Source organism: Rhodoferax sp. EU05-FHT12H12 (assembly GCF_058791215.1).
On sequence record NZ_JBYTDI010000001.1, the window covers coordinates 665,177 to 689,856 of the forward strand.

Annotated in this window: 21 protein-coding genes; 5 read left to right on the forward strand and 16 right to left on the reverse strand. The window is 62.0% G+C overall.

The annotated features are described in order from the left end of the window. Window positions 1-142: 142 nt before the first annotated feature. A complete protein-coding gene (gene dapA / locus AC3WS7_RS03070) occupies window positions 143-1,018 on the forward strand; it encodes a 4-hydroxy-tetrahydrodipicolinate synthase (protein ID WP_492655334.1) in 876 nt (291 codons plus the stop codon). Here dapA and moaD read toward each other — a convergent pair. From moaD to AC3WS7_RS03095, 5 genes are all read right to left on the reverse strand, one after another. Further along, on the reverse strand, window positions 1,015-1,266 hold the full coding sequence (moaD, locus tag AC3WS7_RS03075; protein WP_492655335.1) for a molybdopterin converting factor subunit 1: 252 nt from the start codon (window positions 1,264-1,266) through the stop codon (window positions 1,015-1,017). The two genes, dapA and moaD, sit on opposite strands and share 4 nt — an antisense overlap. Further along, on the reverse strand, window positions 1,263-2,513 hold the full coding sequence (locus AC3WS7_RS03080; RefSeq protein ID WP_492655336.1) for a molybdopterin molybdotransferase MoeA: 1,251 nt from the start codon (window positions 2,511-2,513) through the stop codon (window positions 1,263-1,265). The genes moaD and AC3WS7_RS03080 overlap by 4 nt, the downstream gene beginning before the upstream one ends. A gap of 79 nt (window positions 2,514-2,592) precedes the next feature. Beyond that, complete coding sequence (gene thrC / locus AC3WS7_RS03085; RefSeq protein WP_296471345.1) at window positions 2,593-4,023, reverse strand: threonine synthase; 1,431 nt, start codon at window positions 4,021-4,023, stop codon at window positions 2,593-2,595. Beyond that, the gene (locus AC3WS7_RS03090; protein WP_492655337.1) at window positions 4,023-5,345 is read right to left on the reverse strand and encodes a homoserine dehydrogenase; all 1,323 of its coding nucleotides are present in this window, start codon (window positions 5,343-5,345) and stop codon (window positions 4,023-4,025) included. The genes thrC and AC3WS7_RS03090 overlap by 1 nt, the downstream gene beginning before the upstream one ends. Window positions 5,346-5,416: 71 nt before the next feature. Beyond that, window positions 5,417-6,643, reverse strand: a complete 1,227-nt coding sequence (locus AC3WS7_RS03095; protein ID WP_296471339.1) for a pyridoxal phosphate-dependent aminotransferase — start codon at window positions 6,641-6,643, stop codon at window positions 5,417-5,419. 121 nt (window positions 6,644-6,764) lie between these two features. Here AC3WS7_RS03095 and AC3WS7_RS03100 point away from each other — a divergent pair, with 121 nt between their 5' ends. From AC3WS7_RS03100 to AC3WS7_RS03110, 3 genes are all read left to right on the forward strand, one after another. Next, window positions 6,765-7,130: an Mth938-like domain-containing protein gene (locus tag AC3WS7_RS03100; RefSeq protein WP_296469514.1), complete on the forward strand. Its 366-nt coding sequence runs from the start codon at window positions 6,765-6,767 to the stop codon at window positions 7,128-7,130. Window positions 7,131-7,271: 141 nt separating this feature from the next. Beyond that, window positions 7,272-7,748, forward strand: coding sequence for a peroxiredoxin (locus AC3WS7_RS03105; protein ID WP_296469516.1), 477 nt, complete (start codon window positions 7,272-7,274; stop codon window positions 7,746-7,748). Window positions 7,749-7,926: 178 nt separating this feature from the next. Then, a complete protein-coding gene (locus AC3WS7_RS03110) occupies window positions 7,927-9,612 on the forward strand; it encodes a PhoH family protein (protein ID WP_296469518.1) in 1,686 nt (561 codons plus the stop codon). Between the two features lie 146 nt (window positions 9,613-9,758). On the opposite strand, the gene dnaB is transcribed toward AC3WS7_RS03110, so the two are convergent. From dnaB to ppsA, 7 genes are all read right to left on the reverse strand, one after another. After that, the gene (dnaB, locus tag AC3WS7_RS03115; RefSeq protein ID WP_296469520.1) at window positions 9,759-11,165 is read right to left on the reverse strand and encodes a replicative DNA helicase; all 1,407 of its coding nucleotides are present in this window, start codon (window positions 11,163-11,165) and stop codon (window positions 9,759-9,761) included. A gap of 198 nt (window positions 11,166-11,363) precedes the next feature. Beyond that, window positions 11,364-11,816 carry a 50S ribosomal protein L9 gene (gene rplI / locus AC3WS7_RS03120; protein ID WP_296469522.1) on the reverse strand — a complete coding sequence of 151 codons (453 nt, stop codon included), beginning with the start codon at window positions 11,814-11,816 and terminating at the stop codon, window positions 11,364-11,366. Between the two features lie 12 nt (window positions 11,817-11,828). Continuing rightward, on the reverse strand, window positions 11,829-12,110 hold the full coding sequence (gene rpsR, locus AC3WS7_RS03125) for a 30S ribosomal protein S18 (protein WP_029708819.1): 282 nt from the start codon (window positions 12,108-12,110) through the stop codon (window positions 11,829-11,831). Between the two features lie 16 nt (window positions 12,111-12,126). Beyond that, a complete protein-coding gene (gene priB, locus AC3WS7_RS03130) occupies window positions 12,127-12,420 on the reverse strand; it encodes a primosomal replication protein N (RefSeq protein ID WP_492655338.1) in 294 nt (97 codons plus the stop codon). A 22-nt stretch (window positions 12,421-12,442) separates the two neighbouring features. Then, the gene (gene rpsF, locus AC3WS7_RS03135; protein ID WP_029708817.1) at window positions 12,443-12,808 is read right to left on the reverse strand and encodes a 30S ribosomal protein S6; all 366 of its coding nucleotides are present in this window, start codon (window positions 12,806-12,808) and stop codon (window positions 12,443-12,445) included. Window positions 12,809-12,910: 102 nt separating this feature from the next. Continuing rightward, entirely contained in the window at window positions 12,911-15,208 is a 2,298-nt protein-coding gene (locus AC3WS7_RS03140; protein WP_492655339.1) for a VC_2705 family sodium/solute symporter, read from the reverse strand. A gap of 5 nt (window positions 15,209-15,213) precedes the next feature. Then, window positions 15,214-17,607 (reverse strand): phosphoenolpyruvate synthase, encoded by a 2,394-nt coding sequence (ppsA, locus tag AC3WS7_RS03145; protein WP_492655340.1) that lies wholly within the window; start codon window positions 17,605-17,607, stop codon window positions 15,214-15,216. A 221-nt stretch (window positions 17,608-17,828) separates the two neighbouring features. Here ppsA and ppsR point away from each other — a divergent pair, with 221 nt between their 5' ends. Next, entirely contained in the window at window positions 17,829-18,650 is an 822-nt protein-coding gene (gene ppsR, locus AC3WS7_RS03150; protein WP_296469530.1) for a posphoenolpyruvate synthetase regulatory kinase/phosphorylase PpsR, read from the forward strand. Window positions 18,651-18,735: 85 nt separating this feature from the next. Here the strand turns inward: ppsR and AC3WS7_RS03155 are convergent, their stop codons facing one another. The 4 genes from AC3WS7_RS03155 to cobN form a co-directional block, all read right to left on the reverse strand. Further along, window positions 18,736-19,050 (reverse strand): DUF2149 domain-containing protein, encoded by a 315-nt coding sequence (locus AC3WS7_RS03155; RefSeq protein WP_296469532.1) that lies wholly within the window; start codon window positions 19,048-19,050, stop codon window positions 18,736-18,738. Between the two features lie 61 nt (window positions 19,051-19,111). Beyond that, window positions 19,112-19,603 carry a MotA/TolQ/ExbB proton channel family protein gene (locus AC3WS7_RS03160; RefSeq protein WP_296469534.1) on the reverse strand — a complete coding sequence of 164 codons (492 nt, stop codon included), beginning with the start codon at window positions 19,601-19,603 and terminating at the stop codon, window positions 19,112-19,114. 9 nt (window positions 19,604-19,612) lie between these two features. Continuing rightward, window positions 19,613-20,566: a ChaN family lipoprotein gene (locus AC3WS7_RS03165; RefSeq protein ID WP_492655341.1), complete on the reverse strand. Its 954-nt coding sequence runs from the start codon at window positions 20,564-20,566 to the stop codon at window positions 19,613-19,615. Next, window positions 20,563-24,621 carry a cobaltochelatase subunit CobN gene (gene cobN / locus AC3WS7_RS03170; RefSeq protein WP_492655342.1) on the reverse strand — a complete coding sequence of 1,353 codons (4,059 nt, stop codon included), beginning with the start codon at window positions 24,619-24,621 and terminating at the stop codon, window positions 20,563-20,565. Before cobN ends, AC3WS7_RS03165 begins: the two co-directional genes overlap by 4 nt. Window positions 24,622-24,680 lie beyond the last annotated feature (59 nt).

A 24,680-nucleotide genomic window follows, 5' to 3' on the forward strand; every position in this document is an offset into this window, starting at 1 on the left:
CCAAGCTCATTTGACCGGAGCTGCGGTTCCGTCCTCAGATGAGCGATGGAACTGCGAACAACACCCTCCCCCGTTTACGCAAACCGCCGCGCAGCTGACGATGGTTCTTTCCATCGGTCTTGTTTCTGCAAAGGATGTTTTCGTGCACGCTCCCTCCACCTTCTCCAGCCTGTGGATCCCACTGGTCACCCCGTTTCGGGACAACACCGTGGACCACACGGCCCTGCGCAAGCTGGTGCAGCACTTGGTGCCGCAAGGCATTGCCGGCATTGTGGTCTGCGGCTCCACGGGCGAAGCCGCCGCGCTGAGTGCCGACGAGCAACTGGCCGTGCTGGACACCGTGGCGCAGGCTGCCCCGGGCCTGCCACTGGTAATGGGCCTGTCGGGCTACCACCTGCCGGACACGCTGGACTGGGTGCGCACCCTGCGCACGCGCCCGCTGGCGGGCCTGCTGGTGCCGGCACCCCACTACATCCGGCCCTCGCAGGCCGGGCTGTTGCAGTGGTTCACTGCGATTGCCGATGCAAGTGCCCATTCTGTGGTGGTGTACGACATCCCTGCGCGCACCGGAGCCCTGCTCACGCTGGCCACGCTGCGCACGCTGGCTCAGCACCCCAACATCATCGCCATCAAAGACTGCGGTGGCGACCTGGCCAAGACCCAGGCGCTAATTGCCGACAGGCAGTTGCAGGTGCTGGCCGGGGATGATGCCAATATCTTCACCACCTTGGCGCTGGGCGGAACCGGTGCGATTGCGGCCAGCGGCCACGTCCACACGGCGCGCCTGGTGGCGCTGATGCACCATGTGCTGCGCGGTGAACTGGTGGCAGCACAGGCGCTATGGCGCCCGCTGCTGCCGTTGATAGAGGCGCTATTTGCAGAACCCAACCCGGGGCCGGTCAAAGCGCTGTTGGCGCAGCAGGGGTTGATGCAGGCGGAGCTGCGCGCCCCGATGACCGCGGCATCCGCCGCACTGACAACCCAACTGGCGGCGCTTAGTGCTGCGGTGGCAGTCTAGCCCCCGGTAACGGGCGGAAAGAAGGCAACTTCACAGCTGGCGGTGAGTGGCGTGGACTCGGGGCTCATCACCTGGTCCAGCGCCATGCGCACCGCACGGCCGGGGGCCAGGGCCTCGGCCCCTGCGCCGCCACGGGCCACCAGCTCGGCGCGCAGCGCGCCCAGCGTGGCAACCTGGGTGTCCAGTACCTCGGTACCGGTGCCCATGGCTTCGCGCACGGACGCAAAGTAGCGCACAGTAATTTTCATGCCAACAACTCGCTAAACGGGATGTAGCGCACTGTGGCGCCATAGAGGATGGGTTCGCCCGGCGGCGTGTCAATGAGGCCATCGCCCCAGACTGCAGACGTCAGCACGCCGGAGCTCTGGTTGGTGAAGAGATCGAGGCCACCATGGTCGTTGCGGCGCACGCGCAAAAATTCACGGCGTTTTTCGGCCCTGGGCCAATCAAAGTCTGCGCGGGCAGCTATGCTTTTCATAGCAACATCCTGCACCTTCTGCAGGCGCAGCAACAAGGGCCGCACCAGCAAGACAAAAGTGACAAAGCTGGACACCGGGTTACCCGGCAAACCCACGAAGTGCGCCGCGCCAATGCGGCCATGCGCAAAGGGTTTACCGGGTTTGATGGCGATTTGCCACAGGTCCAGCTGCCCCAGGGACTGCACGGCAGGTTTGATGTGGTCTTCCTCTCCCACCGAGACACCGCCGCTGGTGAGTACCAGGTCGTGGCTGGCGGCAGCCTGTTGCAACGCATGCACGGTCGCATCCAGCCGGTCGGGCACGATGCCCAGGTCGGTCACCTCGCAGCCCAGGCGGCGCAGCATGGCGCTGAGGAAGAATCGGTTGGAGTTGTAGATGGCACCCGGTGGCATCTGCTCGGGCGGTACGGTGCCGGGCAGCACCAGCTCGTCGCCCGTGGAGAACAGCGCCACACGCGGCTTGCGCACCACCTGCAGTTGGGCCATTCCCACGCTGGCGGCCAGGCCCAGCGCGGCGGGCCCCAAGCGGGTGCCAGCGGCCAGCACCACGTCGCCACGGGCCACATCCTCGCCCGAACGGCGGATGTTTTGGCCAGGCAGCGGGGTGGCATTGATCTGAACACGGGGTGGCGCAGAGGCATCCGTCGCCTCCACCACCGTGCACTCTTCCTGCATCACCACCGCGTCGGCCCCCGGTGGCACTGGCGCACCGGTGAAGATGCGAGCCACGGTACCCGGCTGCAAGGCCGAGCCCACGCTGCCGGCTGCAATGCGCTGCGACACCGGCAAGGCGCCCTGCGCAGCCAGCACGTCGTCCACGCGCACCGCATAACCATCCATGGCGCTGTTGTCACAGGGCGGCACCTGCAGCCCCGAGACAATGGCCTCTGCCAGCACGCGACCATCGGCATCGCTGATGGACACAGACTCGGTCTGGGCCAAGGGTTGCACGCTGGCCAGCAGTTGGGCCAGCGCGTCGTCCAGCGGCATCAGGGGTTTGCGGGGGGCTGTAGACATGCTCTTTCTTGCTATGGTTTATATAGCTGCTTGCGCATATTCCATAAGGGCTAGGCAGCTATTTCTCTCATATTTTGGCTCAGTAGCCGCACTCCGCGGCAATCAGCGCCTGGATGGCGGCTACGTCGGCGTCCATGACTTGCACCCGCTTGGGCAGGGCCTCGATGCCTTCAAACTTCGCGGGCCGCTCGGGCTCGCGGCCCAGGGCTTCCACGATGGTGGCCGCAAACTTGATGGGCAAGGCGGTTTCCAGCACCACCATGGGCACACCGGGCGTGCGCTGCTCCAACGCCACCTTCAGGCCATCGGCCGTGTGGGTGTCGATCACCATGCCGTGCTGCTCGAAGGTCGCGCGGATGGTCGCCAGGCGGTCGGCATGCACACTTTTGCCACTGACAAAACCGTAGCGGCTGGCGGCTTGGGCGAACACCGGGTCTGCGCTCAGGTCGAACTGGCCGGTCTTGGACAGGCCTTCGCCAAACAAAGCCTTCACCCGTGCGCTATCGCGGCCCAACAGGTCGAACACAAAACGCTCGAAGTTGCTGGCCTTGGAAATGTCCATGGACGGACTGGAGGTTTCATGCGTATCCGCCGTGCCGCGCACACGGTAAACACCGGTGCGGAAGAACTCGTCGAGCACATCGTTCTCGTTGGTGGCAACCACCAGCTTGTCAATCGGCAGACCCATCTGGCGCGCCACATGGCCAGCACAGACGTTGCCGAAGTTGCCAGAAGGCACCGCAAAGCTCACCTTCTGCGCGTTCTGCTCAGTCGCCTGGATGTACCCAGCAAAGTAGTACACCACCTGGGCCAGCAAGCGCGCCCAATTGATGGAGTTCACCGTGCCAATCTTGTACTTGCGCTTGAAGGCCAGGTCGTTGGACACAGCCTTGACGATGTCCTGGCAGTCGTCGAACACGCCGTTGATGGCGATGTTGTGGATGTTGGCGTCTTGCAGGCTGAACATTTGCGCCTGCTGGAAGGGGCTCATGCGGCCGTGCGGGCTGGTCATGAAGACGCGCACGCCCTTCTTCCCACGCATGGCGTATTCGGCCGCGCTGCCGGTGTCGCCACTGGTGGCGCCCAGGATGTTGAGCTCTTCGCCACGGCGACCCAGTTCGTACTCGAACAGGTTGCCCAGCAGCTGCATCGCCATGTCCTTGAAGGCCAGCGTGGGGCCATTGGACAGGGCCTCGATCCAGACGCCGTCTTCCAGATGGCGCAACGGCACGATCTCACCGGTGCCAAACACCTCGGCGGTGTAGGTCTTGGCGCACAGGGCACGCAGATCGTCGGCCGGAATGTCGTCGATGTAGAGCGAGAGGATTTCGAACGCCAGGGCCGCGTAGCCCTGCTCGTGGTAGACCCGGCGCCATTGCTGCAAGGTGGCGTCGCTGACTTGCGGGTAGGCCTCCGGCAGGTACAGGCCGCCATCGGGCGCCAGGCCCTCCAGCAGGATTTCGCAGAAACGTTTGCGGTCGGGGTTGCCGCGGGTGGAGAGGTAACGCATCAGTTCAGCTCCTCTTTACGGATACGGGTGATAGGCGCCAGCACCGTGGGCAGCCCCTGCATCTGGGCAATGGCGGCGTTCATCTTGGCCTCGGCGCAATCGTGCGTGAGGATGATGACGTCAGTTTGCGTGCCAGCTTCGCCGCTGATCTCGTCGGCTTCACGCTGCAGCACGGCGTCGATGCTGATACCGGCCTCGGCCAGGATGCCGGTGACCTTGGCCAGCACACCGGCCTCGTCGGCCACGCGCAGGCGCAGGTAATAACTCGTCACCACTTCACCCATGGGCAGGATGGGGGTGTCGCTCATGCTGTGCGGCTGGAAGGCCAGGTGCGGCACGCGCTGGGCGGCGTCGGCCGTGTGCAGGCGGGTGATGTCGACCAGGTCGGCAATCACGGCGCTGCCGGTGGGCTCGGAGCCTGCGCCCTTGCCGTAGTACAGCGTGGTGCCCACGGCATCACCATTCACCACCACGGCGTTCATGGCACCTTCCACATTGGCGATCAGGCGCTTGGCCGGAATCAGCGTGGGGTGCACGCGCAGCTCGATGCCCTTGGCCGTGCGCTTGGTGATGCCCAAAAGCTTGATGCGATAACCCAGTTGCTCGGCGTACTTGATGTCGGCCGAGCCCAGCTGGGTGATGCCTTCCACGTAGGCTTTGTCAAACTGGACCGGGATGCCAAAGGCAATGGCCGACATGAGGGTGAGCTTGTGCGCGGCGTCCACACCTTCGATGTCGAAGGTGGGGTCGGCTTCGGCGTAGCCCAGGCGTTGCGCTTCTTTCAGCACCACATCGAAGTCCAGGCCCTTGTCGCGCATCTCGGACAGGATGAAGTTGGTGGTGCCGTTGATGATGCCGGCAATCCACTGCACGCGGTTGGCGGTCAGGCCTTCGCGCAGCGCCTTGATGATGGGAATGCCACCAGCCACGGCGGCCTCAAACGCCACCATCACGCCCTTGGCAGACGCCGCGGCAAAAATTTCGGTGCCGTGCACGGCCAGCAGTGCCTTGTTGGCAGTAACAACGTGTTTGCCCGCGGCAATGGCTTCCAGCACCAGCTCCTTGGCCAGCGTGTAGCCACCAATCAGCTCGACCACGATGTCGATGTCGGGGTTGCGGATGATCTCGCGCGCATCTGCCACCACCTGGGCTTTGTCACCCACGATCTCCTTGGCCAGCGCGGTGTTGCGGCGCGACACCATGGTCACCTCGATGCCGCGGCCGGCACGGCCCTTGATCTCTTCCTGGTTGCGCTGCAGGACGTTGAACACCCCACTGCCCACAGTGCCCAGGCCCATCACGCCCACTTGTATCGGTTTCATAAGCTTTTCAAGTAAAAAATACGTCCGGCCCGCATGAATACTGCGCGAGCCGCTATCAAAATCAGAGTGATTCAGCTGGCATTGCGCTTGCGGTAACTTTCCAGGAACTTGGCAATGCGGCCGATGGCCTCGCGCAAGTCGTCCTCGTGCGGCAAAAACACAATGCGGAAATGGTCCGGCTGCTGCCAGTTGAACCCCGTGCCTTGCACCAGCATCACGCGGGTCTCGCGCAGCAGCTCCAGGAAGAACTGGCGGTCATCGGCAATCGGATACACCGCCGGGTCCAGCTTGGGAAACATGTAGAGCGCGGCTTGCGGCTTGACGCAGCTCACGCCGGGGATGGCGGTGATCAGCTCATAGGCCAGGTCACGCTGGCGGCGCAGGCGTCCGCCCTCACACACCAGGTCGTTGATGCTCTGGTAGCCACCCAAGGCGGTCTGGATCGCCCACTGGCCAGGCACGTTGGAGCACAGCTTCATGTTCGAGAGCATGTTCAGGCCCTCGATGTAATCGGTGGCAACCTTTTTGTTGCCCGACACCACCAGCCAACCGGCGCGGTAGCCGCAAGAACGGTAGCTTTTGGACAGCGAGTTGAAGGTCAGGGTAAGCACATCGGTGGACAGACTGGCCAGCGCCGTGTGGTGGATGCCGTCGTACAGCACCTTGTCATACACCTCATCGGCCAGGATCACCAGACCATGCTGGCGCGCAATCTCGATGATGCCCTGCAGCAGCGCGGTGGAGTACATCACGCCGGTCGGGTTGTTGGGGTTGATGACCACAATGCCTTTGGTGCGCGGTGTGATCTTGGCGCGGATGTCGTCCAGATCGGGCATCCAGCCATTGGTTTCATCACACAGGTAATGCACCGGTGTCCCGCCAGACAGGCTGGTAGCGGCCGTCCACAGCGGGTAGTCGGGCATCGGCAGCAGCAATTCGTCACCATCGTCCAGCAGCGCGTTGGTCGCCATGGTGATGAGCTCGCTGGCGCCATTGCCAAGGTAGATGTCGTCGAGCGTGACGCCGACAATGCCCTGCTTCTGGGTCTCGTGCATCACGGCCTTGCGCGCCGCAAAAATGCCCTTGCTGTCGGAGTAGCCTGCCGAGTTGGGCAGGTTGCGGATCATGTCCTGCTGAATTTCCTCGGGCGCGTCAAAACCAAACACCGCCAAGTTGCCCAGATTGAGCTTGATGATCTTCTGACCCTCGTCCTCCATCTGACGCGCCGCGTCCATGATGGGACCGCGGATGTCATAGAGCACATTGGCCAGCTTGGCAGATTTCTGAATGGTTTTCAAAGTCCCTCCGGGAGGTAGGCAGCACAGGGTGAAACCTATAATTTGACCACAGAACGACGGGCCCACACCCGCGTTGCCACAGCGCAAACCGCTTCCTACCCCCTACAGGCCCGAACCCACCATGAAATTCATCCCCGATGCGGCCCAAGGCCCGTCCATCACCGGCTACGGACCGGGCTGGGTGGCCGTGAACGGTGAGCAACACCACTCCAGCATCCTGGTCAGCAGCCAGGGCCTGTGCCGCCCCTGGGGCGCAAGCAGCTTTGCCGATTTGCTGGGCGGTCACTTTGACGAACTGGCAGCGCTGGAGCCCGAGCTGGTGCTGTTTGGCAGCGGCCCGCGCATCCAGTTTCCGCCGCCCCAGTGGCTGACCGCCCTGTTTGGCAGGCGCATTGGCGTGGAAACCATGGACACCCACGCCGCATGCCGCACCTACAACTTTCTGGCGGGCGAAGGCCGCAAGGTAGTCGCCGCTCTGCTGGTCTAGGGGATCCACCAGCAATTCGTAGCGGGGTGGTAGGCATTTCAGAGTAAAATCGCGGGTTGCGGTCTGGGGCGACGAATTGCTGTCACGTTTGGCGCCCCGCACTACGACTGACACATCAAGCACGCGAGACTGAAATACCCTATGGCGATCGTTGTCAACAAACCCCTACCCGAATTTGAAGCCAACGCCACCGGCGGCATCAAGGTGAGCAACACCACCCATGTCGGAAAAACCATGGTGCTGTACTTCTACCCCAAGGACAACACCCCCGGTTGCACCACGGAAGCCATGCAATTCCGCGACAAGTACAAAGATTTTGTCAAAGCCGGCGCCGAGGTGTTCGGCGTTTCCCGCGACAACATGAAGTCGCACGACGAGTTCAAGACCAAGCTGGAACTGCCGTTTGAACTGATTGCCGACACCGAAGAAAAAATGTGCCACATGTTCGGTGTGGTCAAGAACAAGATCATGTACGGCAAGAAGGTCAAGGGCATTGAACGCAGCACCTTCCTGGTAGGCGCCGATGGCGTGCTCAAGGAAGAATGGCGCGGCCTCAAGGTTCCCGGCCACGTGGATGATGTGCTCAAGGCTGTCAAAGCACTCAAAAAAGCCGGCTGATCGTTCACTGTTGTTTTGGTGCACCACCAAAACAAGACCGCCATGGGGCTCATGCATAATGGTTTCATGCCGTTGAACGTCGCAACCGCGCTCTCACAAAAAGCCGCCTTGGCTCAAGGCGGCTTTTTCGTTTTTCCGGCTACGGTTTCTCACTTTCCATTCTCTGCGAGCCCACTCCATGCCATTGCCCACTGCCCCGTCCAAGCGCGCCGATCGCCTGACCGCCAAAGACTTTGACGCACCCGCACGAGCCTCCCAGCGCCCCCAGCGCAAAGCCCCGCAGACAGAACCCCTGGCGCCCGCTGCCTCTGCCACCCGCAGCAAGCCAGTAGCGGCAGAAGCCAACAAAAAGCCGCAAACAGCTGCCTTGACGCACACCCCCGTCAACGTACCAGTCAGTACCCCTGTGCTGGCCGCCCCCGCCGCCAAGACCGCCGTATCACCCGTACGCCGTGCCAAAAAGACCGGCGGAACCGGCCCCACCAAGTTGTTTGTGCTGGACACCAACGTACTCATGCACGACCCGATGTGCCTGTTCCGCTTTGAGGAACACGACATCTACCTGCCCATGATCGTGCTGGAGGAACTGGACGGGCACAAAAAGGGCATGACCGAAGTGGCGCGCAATGCCCGCCAGACCAGCCGCACGCTCGACGCCTTGGCCGGCACCCCCGGTGCCGACATCACAGCGGGCTTCCAGCTCGACAGCACCGGCCACAAGGATGCGCGCGGCAAGCTGATGTTTCAGACCCAACCGCTGAACTACAGCCTGCCCACCAGCCTGCCCCAAGGCAAGGCCGACAACCAGATCCTGGGGGTGGTGGAAGCCTTGCGCCAGCACTATGCGCCGCGTGAGGTGGTGCTGGTGTCCAAGGACATCAACATGCGCGTGAAAGCGCGCGCACTGGGCCTTGCCACGGACGACTACCAGAACGACAAGACGCTGGAAGACGGCGATCTGCTGTACTCCGGCGCACTCGCCCTGCCCTCCGACTTTTGGGCCACACACGGCCAGGCGGTGGAAAGCTGGCAACAAGGCCCCCACACCTTCTACAAGGTGGATGGCCCTGTCGTGCCGAGCATGATGATCAACCAGTTTGTGTATTTCGAATCACCCGGCGAACCCAGCCTCTATGCCCGCGTGACCGAAATTCGCGGCACCACCGCCGTGCTCAAGACGCTCAAGGACTTCAACCACTTGAAGAATGCGGTGTGGGGCATTACCACCCGTAACCGCGAGCAGAACTTCGCCATGAACCTGCTGACCGACCCCGAAGTCGACTTTGTGACCCTGACCGGTACCGCCGGCACCGGCAAGACCCTGATGGCCCTGGCCGCCGGCCTGACCCAGGTGCTGGACGACCGCCGCTACACCGAAATCATCGTCACCCGCGCCACCGTAAGCGTGGGAGAGGACATCGGTTTCCTGCCAGGCACCGAAGAAGAGAAGATGGGCCCCTGGATGGGTGCGCTGGACGACAACCTCGAAGTCCTGGGCAAGACCGACACCAGTGCGGGCGAGTGGGGCCGCGCTGCCACCAACGAGTTGATCCGCAGCCGCGTGAAGATCAAGAGCATGAACTTCATGCGCGGGCGCACCTTCCTCAACAAGTACGTGATCATCGACGAAGCGCAAAACCTGACGCCCAAACAGATGAAGACCCTGATCACACGCGCGGGCCCTGGTACCAAGATCATCTGCATGGGCAACCTCGCGCAGATTGACACCCCCTACCTGACCGAAGGCTCCTCGGGCCTGACCTTTGCGGTGGACAAGTTCAAGGGCTGGCCACACGGCGGGCACATCACGCTGGCGCGCGGCGAACGTTCGCGCCTGGCGGACTTTGCGAGTGAGGTTCTCTAATACTTGTAGGGCAGACCACTCACGCAGTGACGTGCCCCAAGTCCCACGGACTGGAATGCTATTGATTTAATAGCTGCTCGCGCAATAACGACAAGGACTGGAGGCCAATTTGGCATCCAGTCCTTGTCGTTGGCGTCGGAGCGTGCTCAGTAGTCGTCGCCCCCGCCGCCATGGGCCAGGTTTTCGAACTTGGTGAAGCGGTTCATGAAGGCCAGCTTGACCGTGCCCGTGGGGCCGTTACGCTGTTTGGCAATGATGACTTCAGCCACGCCGGGCTCCTTGCACTGGTCCTTGGTGTAGTACTCATCGCGGTAAATGAACATGATGATGTCCGCATCCTGCTCGATGGCGCCAGATTCGCGCAAGTCACTCATCATGGGGCGTTTGTCGGGGCGTTGCTCCACCGAGCGGTTGAGCTGCGAGAGCGCAATCACCGGGCACTTGAGTTCACGCGCCAGCATCTTCAGGCCCCGGGAGATTTCACCGAGCTCAGTGGCACGGTTTTCACCATCGCCGCTGCTGCCACTCATGAGCTGCAAATAGTCCACAACGATCAGGCCGAGCTGGCCGCATTGGCGTGCCAGACGGCGTGCATTGGCCCGGACCTCGCTGGAGTTCAGACCCGCGCTTTCATCGATGTGCAAGGAAATGGTGCGCAGCTTCTCGATCGCTTCAGAAAGACGCGGCCATTCGTCGTCGCTGAGCTTGCCAGTGCGCAAGTGGCCCTGGTCGATGCGGCCAATGGAACCGACGATACGCACCGCCAACTGGGCGGCGCCCATTTCCATGGAGAAGATGGCAACCGGCAGGCCTTCGTTCAATGCCACATGCTCTGCGATATTGATGGCCAGCGCAGTTTTGCCCATGGAGGGACGGGCAGCCAACACAATCAGGTCACCCGCCTGCAGACCGGCCGTCATGCGGTCAAAGTCGATAAAGCCCGTGGGCACCCCGGTTACGTCGTTGGGGTTATCGGCCATCTCCTGCACACGGTCCAACAGGTTGACCACCAGCGTGTCCATGCCCTGGAAGCCCTGCTTGTTGCGTTTGCCTTGCTCACCGATGTTGAAAATCTTCTGCTCGGATTCGTCCACGATCTCAGACACCGCCCGCCCCTTGGGGTTGAAGGCATTGGTGGCGATTTCGTCGCTGGCGCTGACCAGTTTGCGCAGAATGGAGCGGTCGCGCACGATCTCGGCGTAGCGGCGGATATTGCTGGCACTGGGCACATACTGGGCCAGCGAATTCAGGTAGGTGAGCCCGCCAATGTCTTCGGCCTTGCCCTGGCTTTGCAAATGCTCAAACACCGTAATCACGTCGGCAGGCTTGTTACCGTTGATGAGCGTGCCGATCGAGGCGTAAATCAGGCGGTGCTCATACCGGTAAAAGTCGGTGTCCACCACCACATCGCCCACCCGGTCCCAGGCCTCGTTGTCCAACAACAGACCACCCAGCACGCTGGACTCTCCCTCGATGGAATGTGGTGGAACACGCAGTTGGGCAATTTGGCGGTCGGGCTCAAAAGCGTCGCTGGCAGACAAAACGGCAGACATGGTGAATTTCCTTGGAACCTTGCATCCTAAGCGGCCCGCAGGGGCACGTCGATAGCAAAAGCTGGGGGCAAGATGTGGGCAAACTGTGTAAAGCTCAGGATAAGTCCGCCCCCAAAAACACAAAAGCCGCAAGGGACCAGCCCCGGCGGCTTTTGGAGAGGGCTGCCCCGCAACCGCGGGTCAGCCTTCTGGGTGCAATTAAGCGGTTTCGCCGTACACGGACACGGTGATGTCCACCACCACGTCGGTGTGCAGAGCCACGCTCACCGTGCTGTCGCTAACGATCTTGATGGGACCGTTGGGCATGCGCACTTGGGCCTTGGCAACCTTGTAACCGGCCTTCACCAGTTCCTCGGCGATGTCGTAGTTGGTCACGGAACCAAACAAACGGCCATCCACGCCAGCCTTTTGGGTCAGCTTGATGGTGGTGCCACCGAGCTTTTCGCCCAGAGCCTGGCATTCAGCCAGCTTGGCAGCAGCTGCTTTTTCCAGTTCAGCGCGCTTGGCTTCGAACTCTGCCTTGGCAGATTCGGTAGCGCGGCGTGCACGGCCAGAAGGGATCAGGAAGTTGCGTGCGTAGCCATCTTTGACCTTGACGATTTCGCCCAGGTTGCCGAGGTTCACGACCTTGTCGAGCAGAATAATTTGCATGGTCGGGACTCCTTAGATCTTGTGCTGGTCGCTGTAAGGCAGCATCGCCAGGAAGCGAGCGCGCTTGATAGCGGTGTTCAGTTGGCGCTGGAAAATTGCGCGGGTGCCGGTCAGGCGTGCGGGAATGATCTTGCCGTTTTCAGCAATGAAGTCACGCAGCGTGTCGATGTCTTTGTAGTCAATCTCTTCCACACCAGTCACGGTGAAGCGGCAAAAGCGCTTGCGCTTGAACAGCAGCGATTGGGTGTTGCGCTTGGGGCGCTTGTCTTTGTTGAAACGTTTTGGTCCGGGCATGATGGACTCCTAAAAATTAGTCTTGCAAAAAATCTTGAATGTGAAACACGAGGGATTTGCCTTGGCGTGCATTGGCAAGAAAACCATTGAACCTCCAGACACTGCCGATGGCCTGCTTTGCAAGCCGCTCTGCCAATGTGCCGAAAGCCACTGCTTTCACCACCACCTTCACGGTTCGCTGACCACCTGCCTCAGAGACTTGGGACTCATGTTCGAGCCGCAAATTCAGGGCGGGCATGCCGGCTGGCGTGTAACGCATGGATTCAACCTCTGCGATACAGGCACTTAAAACCAGTGAGTTGGTTTGCACTCCTTCTCAGGCAAATACGTGTTTACGCTTGGTACTCGGCCTGTTGGGCCTTGCGTGCGTCTTCACGTTCCACGGTCTTCATCATGGAAGAAGGACCGGTTTCGGCTTTTTTCTTCAGCACGGTGAGGTGGCGCAACACAGCGTCGTTGAACTTGAACGCGTGTTCCAGTTCGGACATCACGGCCTGGTCGGCTTCGATGTTGACGCACAGGTAGTGGGCCTTGGCCAGCTTGTTGATCATGTACACCATCTGACGACGGCCCCAGTCTTCAACACGGTGCACCTTGCCACCGCCAGCGGTGATCATGCCCTTGTAACGCTCCAGCATGGCAGGAACTTGTTCGCTCTGATCCGGGTGGATCATGAGGATGATTTCGTAATGACGCATTGATACTCCTTGAGGATTTCCCCATTGCCTGGCGGCTTGGGTTGGATAAGCTGCCCCCGGCGTCTAAACAGGGTGCAGCAAGGCGAAGCCTATGATTATAGCTCAGCCCAGATGGGGTGCCAAATCGCGCTCAGGCACCGGGTCGGGGCGACCCAGCCAGCTGCACAGCACACAAGCCACAAAACCTGCAGAAACTCCAAACACGCCCGCCGAAATAGGCTGAATGCCCCACCACAGTCCGTCGCCCTGCAAGCCCAGGGTGTGGCGCACCACCGGCAAATTGATGGCCATGTAGTACACCGTGACACCCAAGCCGGTCAGCATGCCGCCCACGGCGCCCGACCGGGTCATGCCCGGCCAAAAAATGCCCAACACCATGGCGGGCACAAAGGCAGCCCCCGCCAAGGAAAAGGAAGCGGACACCAGGTACAAAATGCCGGCTGGTCGTTGCGCCGCTGCGTAGGCGGCCACCAAAGCCACCACCAACAAGGCGAACTTGGACCACATGACGCGGCGCATGGCCTGCGCCTTGTTGCTGTTGCCTTCAAAGTACACATCGTGGGCCAGCGCATTGCCGATGGTGAGCAGAAGTCCATCGGCCGTCGACAACGCGGCTGCCAGGCCACCGGCGGCCACCAGCACCGACACCACATACGGCAAGCCACCAATCTCGGGGGTGGCCAGCATCACCAGGTCCGGGCCGATCTTGAGCTCCGCAAACTGCAATATTTGGTCCCCATTGACATCCACGGCCATGAGCAGGGAGGGATCGCGCGCCCATTGGGCCATCCAGTGGGGCAGCACATCCATGGGCTGGCCCACCAAGTGCGCCATCACCTCGTACTTGACCAAGACCGCCAGCGCCGGGGCCGACAAATACAGCAAGGCAATGAACACCAGGGACCACGCCACCGAGCGCCGCGCCTCGGCCACCGAGGGCGTGGTGTAGTACCGCGTGAGCAAATGCGGCAGTCCAGCCGTTCCCACCATCAAGCAGAACATCAGGGCCAGGAAATTGGCCCGGGCGCCATCAAAGTCGGCTCGCTCCTGGGCAGTGCCATCCGGACTTCCCGCGTAAGGCCGCGTATGGGCCGGCATGCCGCCCAAGGGTTGGGCACGTTCCAGATTGTCGACCAGCGCTTTGGTCCAGCGCTCGCGTGCCGCGTTGGCATCTTTGGGCAAGGCAGCCAATTCACGACGCAAATGCTGGGCGCGGGCATCATCCGCCTTCAGATCCCCCAAGGCACGCAACTGTTGGCGTAGTACCTGACGCTCCTGTTGCAAAGCCTCTTCCACGTTGAGCAACTTGCGCTCCAGGTCGCGGGCGCGTTGGGCGTAAATGCCAATCACCTCTTGCTCGACGGGGGACGCCTTGAACTGCCGCTCCAGCTCGGCAATCTTGCCCAGTTGCTGGCCATAGGCCAGGGGGGCCAGAGGATTTCCGGTCTGTTTGTACGACAGCCAGGACACCGGAATAAGAAAGGCCAGGATGATGATTACGTACTGCGTCACCTGGGTCCATGTCACTGCCCGCATGCCCCCCAAAAACGAACACACCAGCACGCCCCCCAGGCCCAGCAGAATGCCGATTTCAAAATGCACGCCGGTGAGGCGCGAGGTGATCAACCCCACCCCATAGATCTGGGCCACCACATAGGTAAACGAACACAACACCGCAGCCATGGCCGCGAGCATGCGTGGCCAACGCCCACCAAAACGCACCGCGAAATAGTCGGGCACGGTGTAAAGCTTCATGCGCCGAAGATAGGGTGCCACCAGCAGCGCGACCAGACAGAACCCCCCCGTCCAACCCAGCACATAGGCCAGACCGCCGGGCTGCCCCCCCGCCCCTGAAAAACCCTGCAGGTAAAGACCACCAGCCATGCTGATGAAAGAGGCTGCACTCATCCAGTCGGCAGCAGTCGCCATGCCGTTGTATATGGCGGGCACACGGCGTCCGGCCACGTAGTACTCATTCGCATCAGCGGTGCGTCCGATCACGCCAATGACGGCATACAGCACCAACGTGGTCGACAGGAAAATGCCGGCAACCCAGGGCTTGGACAAGCCCATGCTCTCGGCCCAGGCCAATGCGAAAATGAACAACAAGACCAACAGCACATACAACCCGAAGCGGCGATGCAAACGCCGCTCGTAGCCGCGATAGGCCTCCGGGTCAAAGCCCAGGGTTTCGGTGCTGCGCTGGTTCACCCGCCAGGCAAACACCACTACGATGGCAATAAAAGCCAGCACAGCGCCCTGGGCCGCGAACCAGAAACCCACCGGCCAACCCAGGACTTCCTGCTGCAGGTCGTTGGCGAAGAAGACCACGCCAAACGACACGGCAAACCACAACGCCAGCAGCCCTGCATGCAGGTGCCACCGGCGTGGGCTTGCCACGGCCGTCATTTGCTGGCGAGCTGCTGCCAGGTGGCAACCACCGAGTCGGGGTTTAAGGAGATGGACGAGATGCCCTGCTCTTCCAGCCACTGCGCAAAGTCGGGGTGATCGCTGGGGCCTTGGCCGCAGATGCCGATGTACTTGCCCTGGCGCTTGCACGCCGCAATGGCCAAGCTGATGAGCGCCTTGACCGCAGGGTCACGCTCGTCAAAGTCGGTAGCCAGCAGCTCCAGACCCGAATCACGGTCCAGCCCCAGGGTCAGTTGGGTCAGGTCGTTGGAGCCGATGGAGAATCCGTCGAAGTATTCGAGGAACTGGTCCGCCAGGATGGCGTTGCTCGGAATCTCGCACATCATCACCAGCTTGAGTTCATCCTCGCCGCGGCGCAGGCCATGGCGCCCCAGCAACTCGGTGACCTTCTTGGCCTGGCCCAGGGTGCGCACAAAAGGCACCATCACCTGCACATTAGTCAGCCCCATGTCGTTGCGCACACGCTTCAAGGCCTCGCATTCCATGGCAAACGCCTCGCCGAACTCGGTGCTGGTGTAACGCACGGCGCCGCGGAAACCCAGCATCGGGTTCTCTTCCTCGGGCTCGTAGCGGCTTCCACCAATCAGCTTGCGGTATTCATTGCTCTTGAAATCCGACAGTCGCACGATCACGGGCTTGGGCCAGAAAGCTGCTGCAATGGTGGCAACACCTTCGGCCACGCGGTCCACATAGAAGGCCCGCGGCGAGGCATGGCCACGGGCTACGGACTCGACCGCCTTTTTCAGGTCGCTGTCGATGTTGGGGTAGTCCAGGATGGCCTTGGGGTGCACACCGATGTTGTTGTTGATGATGAACTCCAACCGCGCCAGGCCCACGCCCTGGTTGGGCAACTGGCAGAAGTCAAACGCCAGCTGGGGGTTGCCCACGTTCATCATGATCTTGACCGGGATCTCGGGCATGGCGCCGCGCTGCACCTCGGACACCTCGGTCTCCAGCAGGCCGTCATAGATGAAGCCGGTGTCGCCTTCGGCGCAGCTCACCGTCACCAGCATGCCGTCCTTGAGCAGGTCGGTGGCGTTGCCACAGCCCACCACGGCCGGGATACCGAGTTCACGCGCAATGATGGCCGCGTGGCAGGTACGGCCACCGCGGTTGGTGACGATGGCGCTGGCGCGCTTCATCACCGGCTCCCAGTTGGGATCGGTCATGTCGGTGACCAGAATGTCGCCCGCCTGCACGGTGTCCATCTCGTTGATGTTGTGCACGATGCGCACCGGGCCGGTGCCGATCTTCTGGCCAATCGCACGGCCTTCCACCAGCACGGTGCCTTTGCCTTTGAGCTTGTAGCGGTACTCAGCCTGGTTGCCGGCCTGGCTCTTCACCGTCTCGGGACGGGCCTGCAGGATGTAGAGCTGGCCGTCCACGCCGTCCTTGCCCCATTCGATGTCCATGGGGCGGCCGTAGTGTTCCTCGATCACCAGCGCGTACTTGGCCAGTTGTTCCACATCGGCATCGGTCAGCGAGTAGCGGTTGCGCAGCTCGGTGGGCACATCCGTCGTCTTGACCAGCTTGCCGCCGGCGGCCTTTTCTTCGGGCGAGGTGAACACCATCTGCAGCAGCTTGGAGCCCAGGTTGCGGCGGATCAGCGCGCGCTTGCCTGCCTTGAGCATGGGCTTGTGCACGTAAAACTCGTCAGGGTTCACCGCGCCCTGCACCACGGTTTCGCCCAGGCCGTAGCTGGAGGTGATGAACACCACCTGGTCGAAGCCGGACTCGGTGTCGATGGTGAACATCACACCGGCCGCGCCCAGGTCGGAGCGCACCATGCGCTGCACGCCAGCCGAGAGCGCCACCACATCATGGGCAAAACCCTTGTGCACGCGGTAGCTGATCGCGCGGTCGTTGTAGAGGCTGGCAAATACCTCTTTCATCTTGTGCAGCACGTCCTCGATGCCCACCACGTTGAGGAAGGTTTCCTGCTGGCCGGCAAAAGAGGCGTCGGGCAAGTCTTCGGCCGTGGCGGAGGAGCGCACGGCAAAACTGGCTTGTGCGTTGCCGCCGGACAGGGTGATAAAGGCCTCACGGATGGCTTTCTCCAGGTCCGCGGGGAAAGGCTGGGCCTCGACCATGGCACGAATCTCGGCGCCCACCTGCGCCAGGGCGCGTACATCCTCGGTGTCCAGGTCCTTGAGCTTGGCACTGATCTTGTCGGCCAGGCCCGCGTGCGCCAGAAACTGGCGGAAGGCGTGCGCCGTGGTCGCAAAGCCAGTGGGCACCTTCACGCCCTGCGGCAGTTGGGAAATCATCTCCCCCAGGGAGGCGTTTTTGCCTCCCACGGATTCCACATCGGCCATGCGCAGCAGCTCGAAGGGGACGACCAGGTCGGTCGGGTTGAAAAGATTAGACATAGGAATGCTCCAGAAGTTAAAACCTTTACATGGCCCCGCGGGGAAATATCACCCGCCTGCCGAAACGCACGACCGTTCGTTTTCTGTTGTTGCTCTTATGGAATTACGACGCGGTTACCAAATGCGCTAAATTGCGGTGATTGTAGGTGGCAGGCGCCCCCCGCCAGACACCTGAAAACCCGCGCGCGCTTGCAATTCACTGACACCCGGACCCACCCACCATGCCCCAACGCACCGTATTTTTCATTTCCGACGGCACCGGAATCACCGCCGAGACCTTTGGCAACGCCATCCTGGCCCAGTTTGAGATGAAGGCGCGCCATGTGCGCCTGCCCTTTGTGGACACCGCCGACAAGGCGCACCAGGCCGTGCGCCAGATCAACCACACTGGGGTGGTGGACGGCAACAAACCGATTGTGTTCACCACGCTGGTGAACATGGAAGTGCTCAAAGTGATTCAGGAAGGCTGCCAGGGCATGCTGTTGGACATGTTTGGCATGTTTGTGCACCCGCTGGAAAACGAGCTGCAGATCAAGTCCAACCACCGCATTGGCCGTTTCAGCGACGCCAGCAAAAGCAAGGAGTACCAGGACCGCATCGAGGCGATCAACTTCTCCCTGGCGCACGACGACGGCCAGAGCAACCGCGACCTGGAGCAAAGTGATGTGATTCTGGTGGGCGTGAGCCGCAGTGGCAAAACGCCCACCTCACTGTACCTGGCCATGCAGTACGGCCTGAAGGCGTCCAACTACCCGCTGATTCCCGAAGACTTTGAGCGCCGCCAACTGCCGCCGGCCCTGGTGCCCCACAAAGGCAAGATTTTTGGACTGACCATCCAGCCCGAGCGGCTGAGCGAGATTCGCAACGAGCGACGCCCCAACTCCAAGTACGCCGCCCTGGAGAACTGCCGCATGGAGGTCAGCGAAGCCGAGGCCATGATGCGGCGCACCGGCATCCGCTGGTTGTCCACCACCACCAAGTCCATCGAAGAGATCGCCACCACCATCCTGCAGGAGATCCACCCGGAGCGGCTGGTGTACTGACGTGGTCACGCCCAATTCACTATGAATTTCATAGCTGCTCGCGCATATTCCACGGGTGATAGAGGCCTATTTCATATGTAAATGGCTATTCCGGCACGTAGACAATGCCGCCATCCTTCATACGGTAGGCGGTTCCGGCCTTGGCGCCCTCGCCCTGGCCGATCTGGCCGCTGGACTTGTAGCGCTCGATCTTCTCGCCCTTCTTCACCATCATCTCCATGGTGGGCTTGCCGGCATCGGTGATCACGGTCACCTCCTGCTTGCTGAAGGCATTGAGCATGGGGTTTTGCGCCACGGTGATCAGCAGCGCGGCGATGATGACCAGAAAAATGTCAATGATGTTCACCACCGACAGGATGGGATCGTCGCTCTCGGATTCGTGCAACAGCTTGAGGCTCATTGGAAAACCTCCGCGCTGCGCACTGCTATGCGAGCTTGCTTGGGGCGGCCCTGCGCGGCGTTCATGCTGTCTTCCTTTGCTGCAGGGTCACCAGCTCTTCGGCCAGCCAGCGGCGGCGCACGTTGGCCACCCAGTAGGTGATGCTGGCGGCAATCAGCGCCAGGATCACCGCAGAGAACGCCACGGTCAGGCTGCCGGACACCTGGGCCAGGTTGCCATCCGACAGCGACTTGAGTGCAGGCCCCATGGGAATCATGGTGCCCACCAGGCCCAGCATGGGGGCGATACGACTGGCCAGACGTTCAGGCTCCAGCAACTTGTGGGCAAACAGGTCGAGCTCGTCTTCGGTGGCTTCGGGACGACTTTCCACATAACGCATCAAGGGGTAGCCGCCCAACTTGGCGGGATTGCGACGCTGCAGTGCCTGCACCGTGAAAGAGCCCAGCACATACAGCGCATACACAAACAGCAGGGCAACCAGGGTCAGCACCGGCAGCAAGAACAGCTGCCCCACCTGGTACATGAAGATTTCGATCATCGAGCTTTGGCTCATGGGGTTTCCTTAAGGCTTGGGATTGGGAGACGGGGTTGAAGGGGCAACGGGCGCCACAGCAGCAGGTGCCGCCAGGCCTGGCAATGCAGTGGCGCAGGGATCGGGGCGCACCTCGCCGGGTGCGGTGAACCACAGCACATCGAAGCCGGCGTGGTCGTAATCAGCGGGCGCGGCTTTGCCCGACACCGTTTCAACCAGAGCTATGGTCAGCGCTTTGTCGGGTGCGGCCAGGTAGCGCGGCACCGCGCGGTCGCTGCGTACGTGGCCCGCACCGGCAATCAGCACCACGGGGCCACCCACGGCGTCCAGCACCTGGGCCATGCGTGCGTCACGCGCGCGTTGTGCAGCCACGATGCCAGCCAAGCGTGCAGGCTCGGGCCGGTGGCCGCAGTGGCCTTGCACCACATCGTTTTCCAATGCCGCCAGCTGCGCTGGCGTGGCAGCAGGCAAAGCCGGTGTCATTTCGCCAAGCGCGATCTTGCGGGCCTCTGCACGCGACAGATTGGCCGCACGCAATGGCCACTGGCGCTGTGCGGCAAAGGCCATCAGATCCTTGTACATGGGCCAGCGCCAGCCCTTGCGGTTGAGCTGGCCCGCATCGGCCAGCGCCTCTGCATCGGTCTGCCCGGCCGACTGTGCGCGGCTCAGCGCGTCTTGGTGTTCTGAATCCAGCTGTTCCATGGCCAGCGCGGGTTGGGCGCCCAGGGCCGCCAGGCCCTGGAGCACATCCAGCTGCCGCGCGTGGTGGGCCTCACTGTCGTGTTTTTCGCCCAGCAGCACATAGCGGGCAGCCGCGGCACGCTGGTACAACACGGACTCGGTGATAAACGCCTGGGTGCGCGTGTCCCAGATGCGGCCTTGCAGGCCCTGGGTGGGCTGACTGGGCACCTGGGCCATTGCCGTGCCGCCCAGGCACAAGCCAAGACACAGGTTCAAGGCCCTGGCCAATCGTTGGTTTTTCATGTTTTTCTCCATTGGCGCCAGGCCCCGATGGCCGGCGTCATCAACAACACACCCATAGCCAACAAGAGCATGGTGCTCAAGGCCTGAACCACGGGCTCACTCACTTTCTCCAGCTTCATGCCTTCAATCAAAGGGGGGACAAAAGGTTCCGAAGGCCTTGCCTCTGCGGGAGCCTCAGAGGGCGGTGCAGCCGTGGCCGGACGGGTGGACGCCAGGGCTGCAGCGGTCACCGCGCCGTCCACCGATTGGCCCAGACCATAGCCTGACAAACCGACAAACTCCTGGAAGGTGGTGTTGCTGGTGCGCACGTCAAAGCGCTTCGCCAGATCGGTGTAACGCGCTTTGAGTTCATCCACGGTGGCAGCATCGGCTTGCCAGTACCCCTGGCGGGCCATCTCCAGCATGCGCTCCATCATCTGGGCTAGCGCGTGGGGGTTGTTCTTTTCCATGTACTGGCGCATGCCCAGCTGGTGCTTGTCTCGTACATAGACATCGGCAAACTCCTGCCACTGGTCGTCCCGCACAATCTCGCGTGCTACCGCGGTCCAGCCGGTGAAGTTGTTGATGCCGTCCAGCATCTGAAGGGTGCCCGCGTAACCCTCCTTCATCAGGCCCTGGATGTAGCCGGGATGGAAGTTGCGCGTGGCCAGCTCTTTGGACAGAAAACCCGCCGCGTCCTCAGCCTTGCCCGAACCCGTGCCCCGCAGATTCGAAATAAACAGCTCGGGCGCTTTGCCATCAAGGTACCGCACCGCCGTGGCAATACCACCCAGGTACTGGAAAGGGTCGTCGGTGGTAAGCATGCCATAGAGGTTGGAGCTGCGGGCCAATACCGCACCCTGGGTACCCTTGAGGTGGGCGGCGTAAAGATTCAAGCCTGCTCCCCCGCTGCTGCCCCCGGCCTCACGCGCCAGGTCGGCGCCGCTCTTGCCCCAATCAGCTTCTACCGGCCCATAGGCAAACTGCATCTTGCGCAGGTAAAGCTCGGCCATCTTGCGATCGCCCTCCTCCTTGGTTTTCCAGGTGTCGGTGGCCAAGGCCGCGTCGTCCAGACCAGAGCCGTAGTTGCCCGAGGCGCCCGAGAAAATGCGCGTCTCACCCGCGCGCTGTGCCGCATCGGCGCGCCAGCCCTGGGCCTGCAGTTGGCCGGTGATGGTTTTGGCATTCTTGGCCACCGCGTTGTCGGATTCGGCCGTCGCCTGCGAAGCCAGTTGGGCAGCACGCGCCAGCTGTTTCATGACGTTGGGAAAGTGGTCGCGGTACAGGCCTGTGGCCGACAGCACCACGTCAATGCGTGGCCGGCCCAGGTCCTTGCGCGCTACCAGCTTCACGTCGGTCACGCGGCCGCCGGCGTCCCAGACGGGCTCCGCCCCCATGGCCCACAGCGCCTGGGCTTCCAGCATGCCCATATGGCGCATGGTCTCTACCGACCACAACGTAAAGGTGAACTTGGAAGGCGTCACGCCCGTTTTTTGCTTGTGCGCCGCCACCAGCTTGTCCAGCGCCTCCTTGCCGGCTTCCCAGGCGGCTTTGGTGGGTACCCGGGAGGGGTCAAAACCATACAGATTGCGCCCGGTGGGCAGGCTGTCAGGGTTTTTGATCGGATCGCCGCCGTAGGACGTGGGGATGTAGCGGCCGCTCAGGGCGGCCAGGAGGTTGCGGGTTTCGCCGTCTGCCTTCAGATCAGCGACCCATCGACGCCCCTGTTCGACCATGGCCTTGAGCTTGGGCGGCAAACCGTCGGTGGGCTGGCCCTGCACCGCATGCCTGACCAGCAACTTGTAGGGTGCGGTTTGCGTCATCTTGGCGTAGTCCGCAATGATGGCCTCGTCGGCCTCCAGGTCATTGCCATCGGCCAACGTGGCTGCGGCCTCCCAGAACGGGGCGCCCAGCATCATCAGCACGGTGTAGAGGCGGCCCTGTTCATCCGAGCCCTGGCCAAAGGTGTGCAGGCCCAGGGGCTGTGCCGTTTGGGCAAGTTCGTGCAGGTGATCGTGCAGCGCATTGATAAAAACGGGGAACTCACGCTCCATGCGTTCGGGTGTCCACGCCATATCACGGTCCACGCGCTCCTTGCGCACCTGGGCGGTGATGGACAGGCGCAATTGCTCCTTCACCGCACCCTGGTCCTGGGCCAGCCAGGCGTGCAGGTCGTCATGCAACTTGGTCAACACGGCATACAGACCGGCCGGCGCAAACGGCGGCGTCTGGTGGCTGATGTTGACCGCGCGGCCACGCCGCTTGGTCTGCGTGGCTTCGCCAATATTGTCCACGATGTAGGGATAGATCACGGGCACATTGCCCAGCGCCATCAGCGGGTAGTCATGCACCCAGAGGCCGCGCTCCTTGCCGGGCAACCACTCTTGCGTGCCATGGGTTCCAAAGTGGATCAGGGCATCGGCCTTGAACTGCGCGCGGGTCCACAAATAGCCGGCCATGTAGGAGTGCGGTGGCGCTGCGGTGGTGGAGTGGTAAATCTCCTTGCCCTTGGCATACAGGCCGCCGCCAACCGGTTCTCCACGCGGGGGCTGCGGCATGATGACCACGTTGCCCAACTTGAGGCGCGGAATGGCAAAGTAGGCCTCGCCATTGCGGCGCACCAAAAATACCGATTTCTCGGGCTGTGCCACGGCAGACGACCAGACCTCACGGCGCTCGTCCGGCAGGCTGGCCAGCCATTGTTTGTAGGTGGCCAAGGGCATCAACTCGGCCAAGCCATCGCGCACCAGCGCCTCCATCTCTTGCGCCACGCTGCCCGGGCGGTAAAACGGTGTGAGCAGGCGTTGCAGATTGCGCGTCAGTGCTGCCGCGTCCATCGCCTCGGTGCGGTAACCCTCGGCCTTCATGGCGGCCAAGGTGCTGTGCAAGCTGGTGGGCAGGTTCATGAACGAAGCACCCAGGTTCTTTTCCCCCGCAGGGTAGTTCCAGAACATGATGGCCACTTTTTTGTCTGCATTGGTGGCACGTGCCAGGCGGGCCAGCCCCAGGGCCTTGCCTACCACCGCATCGGCTTGTTCCGGAATCGCGCGCAACTGGTCGTCGCTGTCAGTGGCTGCCGCCACCATGATGTCGTGCACTCCCGCGTACTCGGGCTGGGCCAGGTAAAACGGCACGTCCATCAGCGCAATGCCCGCGCTGTCATTCCACCAGGCATCGGCACTGCCCTTGCGGTAGGCCATGGCCTGGATCACCGGAATGCCCAGCTTCTCAAACTCGGTACGCCGCCCCTCGGGGTTGAGCATGATCTGCGTGGTGATCAGCACATCGGCCAGCGGCTTGCCCTCGGGCGCCAGCACCTGTGTGTTGGCGTTGTTGTCCATCACCGGGCTATAGAAGGCCAGCGGCACGGCGCCCGCAGCTTCTATGCGGGCAATGAAGTCATCAATCATGCCGGTCTGCTCGGCCGCGATGGCTTGCTGGTGGAAGGCCACGGCAATCACCGGCTTGCCCTTGGGCGCGCCCTTCCAGCGCAGATACGATGCCGTGTCGGCAAACACCAGCGAAGGAGCCTTGGGGTGATAGATCGCGGTTGCCGGAAACACCTGTGGCGCAGAAATCCCCTTCCAGGGCTTCTTGGCAAAGTGGGCCGCCACGGTTGCAAAAAAACCGGCACTGTTGGCGCGCCCGCCATTCACGTAATAGGCATGCAAGCGCCTGGCCAGATCATCCGGTAGATGGGACCATTGAGGCTTGCTGGTGTGCAGCCACAACACCGGTGTTTTGGCCTGCGCCAACGCAGGCAATGCTTCATTCACCTTGGCTGCAATGGACTCCTGGATATGGTCGCGCGGCGCGTCAAACAACACTATGTCATGCCCGGCCCAGAGGCGGGCATCGACCACACCCAGTTTTTCGATGAACTTGGCCTCGACCTTGACACCATAGGGGGCAGCAGCTTCAGACAGCACCTTGAATTTGCCTGGCGTAATGGGACCAGTCGTTACGAACAACAAGGAGGCGGCGAAACCCAAAGACGGCAACAGCCAGCCACCCAACATCAGGACCAGCCAGAAAAACAGCGGGCGCCAGCCCTTCCACCACGTCAAGTCAGTCATTGCGTTCTTTGAAGTAAAAAACCGGAAGCACCCGAAAGCGCCTCCGGCAAACGGTGCCC